Below are 6,400 nucleotides of genomic sequence, written 5' to 3' on the forward strand. Positions count from 1 at the left end.
GAAATTCGTCTTTTCCTTAAAACCTTCTCATTCCGAAGTTGTCTATGCTTTCCTAAGCGGGTAACCTTGCAATACCGTTCCGGTGAAATTAGCATACAAATCTAATGCCAAGTAACATCCCGCATCAATTTTCATAAGATATTGTGATACAATATGGTTACAGGAACCTCTCGTGGCGGAAAGTCAAAATGACCACAAAAATGGGGGGTATGGGCAGGTCAGAATGACCTGACCGATCGCATAAAAAAAACCCGCCAGTGGCGGGTTTTGGGGTTAACCTTTCAACCTTATCTATAAGCGGTCAGCGGCGTTGTCATTGTCTCCATTGCCTTTTCAATCCCGGGGTCAGAGTCGCCATTCATGCCCGACTGAAGCGGCAGTCCGCATTGGGCGGCCCACTGATAACACTGGCAGGGGGGCGTTCCTGACTTATAGAGATAGTTGAGAAGGTAGGTGACATCCAGAATATTCACCTGGCAGTTGCAGTTGGCATCTCCGGAGCAGTATTCATATGGTACCGGATTGGCACCTGACTTATACAGGTAGTTAATCAGGTAAGTGGCATCGAGAATGTTGTAGCTCGCAATTCCGTTGGCGTTGCCGGTCTGGCAGTCGCAAAGGGCGCCGCAATCGGCATTGGGATAACGGTCAACCGCTGCCGCCACTCCCGGTATATTGTATTGAGACGGGTATCCGGAATTGAGATTGAAATCGCTCCAGCAGTTGCCGACCGCTGTGCCGTCATCCCAGAATCCGGGCACGGCGTCATTTTCCGCATTGAGGTTGTTTTGAAAATAGTTGTGGTGGATGGACAGGTTGTAAAGGCTTCCGGTTGATGCCCCGAAATTTTTGACAATAACGCCCTGATAATGATTATAGACAGTATTATTGGTCAGGGTGGCGTCTATTTCTCCATTCCCCAGAGTGTATATATAAACGCCGTAATCGCTGTTGTCATGAATCAGGTTGTTATCCATCACAATTGTTACCGAAGAGCCAAGATTTCTTCCTTCATCTGCAATTTTAATCCCGCCGCTTGACTGGGAGCCCGAGGTCTGGCAGTCGCGGATGATATTATTGCTCATATCAATCTGAATATCGACATCGCCGGTATATCCCACAAACTCATTGCCGATATGGATTCCGAACTGGCAGAAGGAGATTTCGTTATCCTCGATGACGACCGGTTTCGCCACAGGACCGATTCCCTGCGTAAAGCTGTTCTCTACGTAGATCGCTCCCGATGCCGACTGGTCCGAAAGCGCCCAGGTGTCATAATTGGTAAAATTATTCCCCCGAATGACACCTGTAGACATAGAGCCGATTTCCATGGCGTAGCCGAAATCATCGTCAACCTTGTCAAAACTGTTCCCTTCAATCAGAACATTGACATAGTCATGGGCAATAATGCCGACCCGACCGGTTTTTATGAACTGGTTATTCCGGAAATTGACCTGCGCCCGATTCTGGGCGGTAAAATTGGGCGCCCGCAGATAACACATCAGTTCATAATACCCGCCCAGAAGGTCAGGGATATTCATATTCTCCAGCAGGCTGTTGGCAATTGTCCCGCCGGAATTCCAGTACAGAATACCGGAGATATTATTCCCTTTTATCAGATTGAAATCGAAAGTCAGGCTGTCGAACGTAATGCCATCGCAATTCACCACTCTTACGGCAGTCTGTCGTGAGGAGCCATAACTGCCGACATCCCAGGACAAGGTGCCGTCAAACTGAATGATGGTATTCTGAGTGTTCTCTCCTATGAAGGTCAGACCGGTGCGCCCCACAATATTGAGGGTCCAATTATAGAGACCATTCAGGACAATTGTCGAATCGCCGTTTTGCATCAGGTCGGCCGCCTCCTGCAGGGAGGAGGAGTAACTGTTATTCAGATACCATTTCCACGGCAGAGTATGCGGGTCGCCGACATAATTGGCGCTCCACCAGGGGGAATAATCAACCAGCGCCGTCACCGGGTCGCCGCTGCCGAAAGCGGCGGAGAGCTCTTCGTCTGGATATTGCCGGTCTGCCACGGCGGCATCCATGACTTCAGGCGTCAAGGGAGCGTTGAAATAATCGACCGGTGAAGGCCGGCGGGGCGCCGCGACCGACAATTTCTTTGTCGTCACCGCCGGTCCCGAAATATCCCCCCACCAGTTGCCGGTGGCGTTTATCGTATTGGTGGTGGTATTCTCCAGTCCAAAGGTATTGCCGCTGATATTATTGAATTGAAAGGAAATATTGGTCGGGCTATAGCCGCCGTATGGCGCTACCGCAATGCCGCAGGTAGAATTACCGATTATACTGTTTCCGGTACTCCAGATATTGTCACAGGAGCCATCCATAATGACGCCATAACTGTTGCCGGATATGGTATTGTTATCAATGATGCCGATGGTTACATCAGCCAGGTAGAGCGCCTGGTCATTGGCGGTGAAAGTATTGCCGGAAATAGTATCACCGTTGCCGCCCCAGACAAACTCAAACTCATTTTGATTAAAGATGTTTCCAATCACTTTCAGACGGTCGGCAAAATAGGCATTTAGCGCTCCCTGGCAGTCATGAACATTATTCCCTCTGACAATCACATCAGCCGCCGGATAGTAGATAATCAATCCGGACGCCGACCATGACGGGTCAAGAATGGCAATGTCGTACACTTCATTCCCGATAATGCTGCCGGCGGCGCCGTATCCAATCATTATCCCGTTCTGCGCCCAGTTCCCCTGCGGGAGAACCCCCTCGCCTATGACCTGATTAGATTCGATTATGCCGGTCGGGTCAGGCAGCGGTCCATCATCACCGTTGACCCCAATCCCGCCCCGGGTGAAATCGTTTATTACGTTCTGCCTGATTCCTACATGCGAGTCCCCGTACGCCAGAATACCAAATGTCATGGGCAATCCCGAACTGTAAAGCATCTCATAAATCCGATTCCCCTCGACAATGGAGTTGCGGCAGTTGCGCAGCAAAATCGCAGTGAAACGGTTGACCGCCCCGGCATTATTGCCGTCAATCTCAAAGCCGCTGAAAGTAATCTCAATGGTTGCTGAACCGGAGATTGAACCGGAGCCGTCGTCAGTTCCGCCATAGGCAAAGACTATTGGCTCAAAGACTGCCGGATTCTCCGCAAGCGTAAACGTCGCCAGCGGCGTTGCCGGTGGATTAAGCACCGGATTGCCGCTTCCGACAATCGAAACCGATTTATTGATTATCACCTGCTCGGCATAAAGACCGGCGGCGACATTGACCGTTCCGCCTGCATCAACGGCATTAACCGCAGGCTGAATCTGGTCGAAAGCATCATACAACCAGGTATGGCCGTCATTGTACCCGCCGCTGGTGTAATCGTCATCAACCCAGACCACGCCGGGGACAGCCCAGAGGGTCGTGGCGGCAAGCATCAAGTATAAAGCCGCCAGGCTGATGGCGCATAGGTTTCTCCTGCACTGCATAGCATCTCCTCCTTAGTAAGTATGAACCTTGTATTTTATGGAAACTTCTGAAGTAGATTTCCCCGAATAGCGGCCGAAAGTCATTAAAGCATACACCCCGATGGTATTAACCGGCCGCCCATGAGAATTCTGTTTCATCTCTTAATGCGAGACAATTGGAATGTAAGTATGGCAGTAATGCCCCATCTTATAGGGCTTTGTTCCTGCTGCCTGCCAAAGTTTTGTTTTCGAAAGATTATCAGTCTCGGGGGTGTGCTCTTTGTCCCCGGGATTATACCGTTCCAGTTATTATTCTATAAAAATAGGCTAAGAAGTCAAGGATTATTATCATCGGAAAGAAGATAGCGCTTCCGGCGGAAAGTTATTATATTGTCGCAGAGAGATTGACGGTTAAAATTCTTAAACGGTTCCGTATATGATTCCCGAGATTGAAGCCTTTATCAATTCAAAGCATATCGCCGTGGTGGGCGTTTCCCGCCAAAAGCGAAAATTCGGAAACGTCATCTTTGAGACTCTCCAGAAGCGGGGCTTTCAGGTCTATCCGGTCAATCCGGAGGGCTCTTTCTCCGGGGCGAACCAATGTTTCAGGAGTCTGGAGGATGTTCCCGATGACGTCAAAGCGGCTGTGATATCGACGCGACCGAGTAACGCTATGGCAGTAGTCGAATCGGCAATTCGACGGCAATTTGAAATTCTCTGGTTTCAGCAGGGCGGCGACTTTGCGGAGGCGGCCGCCGCGGCGCAGAAGGCGGGACTGAAAGTAGTTACTGGAAGATGTGTTCTTCTGTATGCTCCACCGGTAACCGGAATCCACGCCCTGCATCGCTTTCTGGCGCGCATCACGAAGAGATTGTGAAATCGTCTGAAGATTATGTTCTTGCCATTAGATTTGGTAGAATTTTGAGAGGGAGGATAATATGAAATTCCTGAAATCAACAGCATTGACGATTACATTGGGCGTCATCCTTATCGCGGCGACAGTCATGGCGTCTGAAAAACCGACCCGCTTTGCCGTCATAGGCGACCGCACCGGCGAGCACCAGGAGGGGATCTACGAGCAGATTGTTGCCGAAATCGCGCGACTTCGCCCCGATTTCGCTCTGACCGTCGGCGATATGATAGAAGGGTACACCGTTGACACCGCCGTTTTGAATCGTGAATGGGAGGAGTATAAGAGCATCGTTAAAGCCCTGCCCTGCCCCATCTTTTATACCCCCGGCAATCATGATATTACTTATGATGCCGCTCTGGAGACATATCGCCGTCATATCGGCGAGCCTTATTATTCTTTCATGATAGACAGCCTCTATTTCATTGTCCTGGATAACAGCCGCCGCGAGTCCAACCGCGGTTTTGATGAAGCGCAGCTGGCATGGCTCCAGGCGGAACTGGAGAAAAGCCGCGCTGCAAAGTACACCTTTGTTACCCATCATAAACCATTTTGGTTCGAATCGACCGCCTCGGGGCATCCCGATACAACCCATGCCCTCTTCAAAAAATATGGAGTCGATATGGTCTTTACCGGTCATTATCATGTTTATTTCAGCGGGATGTATGACGGTGTCAGGTATATCTCAGTGGGAAGTTCCGGCGGCGATACCGATCCGGGCATCTCCGGGCTGGAGTATCATTTCCTCTGGGTCACGGTTGACTCCTCCGGTATTCATACCGCGCCTGTCGCTTTTGGGGGAGTCTTGCCGGAGAATGAAGTCACCGCCGCCGAATTCGCCTTCGCTCAGAATGTCGAGCGGAGCGGAATCAGTTTCGATACGCCTCTTCCGGTTGACCACTCTCTCAATCTTCGCGAGAGCGAGGTTATCCTGAATCTGCATAACCTCCAGCAAGAAATAGCCGCCGACGATACCTTGCGCTGGGAAGTTCCTGAGGGATGGTCGGTTACCCCGTCGGTTCTGCCGGTATCTCTTGCCCCCGGTGACCGCAGCTCCCTGCGATTCACCGTTTCAAGGAGCGGGGAGAGCCTTTATCCTATCCCGTCGGTGTCGATAAGACTGCCGGTCGCCACCGGCAAGAGTCAGCCCGTCAACAGGGGACTTTGGCTTTGCCGTGAGGCTTACTGCCGGCGGGTCAGCCCACCGCCGACTATCGATGGTCGCCTTGATGAATCGGTCTGGAGCGCTCCGGTCGAGCGTTTCTTTTCTGATAATGGCTCCCCAATGGCAACCGATTCGGTTTACTTCTATTTTGCTTATGACGACAGCTCCCTTTATCTTGCCGCCCGCTGTCTGGAATCGAAGCCTGAATCTTTAAAAGCGGCATTGTCCGGCCATGATGCCCCGGTTCATTCGGAAGATTGTGTCGGCTTTTTCTTCCAACCGGATCTGAATCGTGAGGAAGTCTTTCAGGTTTATTTCAATCCGGTGGGCGCTATATTTGACCAGAAAATCACTCCCAATGTCAGTGGCTATATGACCGGCGATCCTGCCTGGAATGGCATTTATGAACTCAAGACATTATCCAGCCCGACCGGATGGATAGTGGAAGCGAGAATCCCTCTTGCCCAGTGGCGAGCGACGGCCGCTCCGGAGACTGCCTGGGGACTGAATTTCCGTCGCAAGCAGTATCGACTTCGGACTTCAGCCGACTGGCAGGCGCCAATTGACTACGACCCGAAATCGTTTGGAAGATTGCTGTTCAGAACTCAGTAGAAGTTGTACTTATCATGCACCTCCCGATAGAGAGGAAGTATCAGGATTTGGCAGAGGTACAATAGAGGAGTTGGCGAGTCGATAATTAAGTGATTCAGCGGCAATAGCTTGATCAAAAAGGGGACGGTTAACCATCGCTCCGGGGAGGGGAAAATAATTGGCAATTCTCTAAATTTTTACTTGCATAAGTTTCTTGATATGATATATTTAAGTCAGCTATAGAGTTTTTGTACTACTTTTTTTCTTAAGCAATATTCTGATATAAAGCCAAAACGA

General features: G+C 50.5%; 3 protein-coding genes. 2 read left to right on the forward strand and 1 reads right to left on the reverse strand.

Going from position 1 to position 6,400, the window contains the following annotated elements:
- Positions 1-287 precede the first annotated feature (287 nt).
- Positions 288-3,458, reverse strand: coding sequence for a right-handed parallel beta-helix repeat-containing protein (locus tag AB1690_10215; GenBank protein MEW6015685.1), 3,171 nt, complete (start codon positions 3,456-3,458; stop codon positions 288-290).
- Positions 3,459-3,873: 415 nt separating this feature from the next.
- On the opposite strand from AB1690_10215, the gene AB1690_10220 reads away from it, so the two are divergent.
- On the forward strand, positions 3,874-4,314 hold the full coding sequence (locus tag AB1690_10220) for a CoA-binding protein (protein ID MEW6015686.1): 441 nt from the start codon (positions 3,874-3,876) through the stop codon (positions 4,312-4,314).
- 61 nt (positions 4,315-4,375) lie between these two features.
- Positions 4,376-6,124: a metallophosphoesterase gene (locus tag AB1690_10225; GenBank protein ID MEW6015687.1), complete on the forward strand. Its 1,749-nt coding sequence runs from the start codon at positions 4,376-4,378 to the stop codon at positions 6,122-6,124.
- Positions 6,125-6,400 lie beyond the last annotated feature (276 nt).

Source organism: Candidatus Zixiibacteriota bacterium (genome assembly GCA_040753495.1).
Classification (GTDB): Bacteria; Zixibacteria; MSB-5A5; order GN15; family PGXB01; genus DYGG01.

What these genes read in the sequence shown, in the direction of transcription:
- AB1690_10215 (MEW6015685.1), bottom strand. Translation starts at nt 3,458, where the DNA reads ATGCAGTGCAGGAGAAACCTATGCGCCATCAGCCTGGCGGCTTTATAC.
- AB1690_10220 (MEW6015686.1), top strand. Translation starts at nt 3,874, where the DNA reads ATGATTCCCGAGATTGAAGCCTTTATCAATTCAAAGCATATCGCCGTG.
- AB1690_10225 (MEW6015687.1), top strand. Translation starts at nt 4,376, where the DNA reads ATGAAATTCCTGAAATCAACAGCATTGACGATTACATTGGGCGTCATC.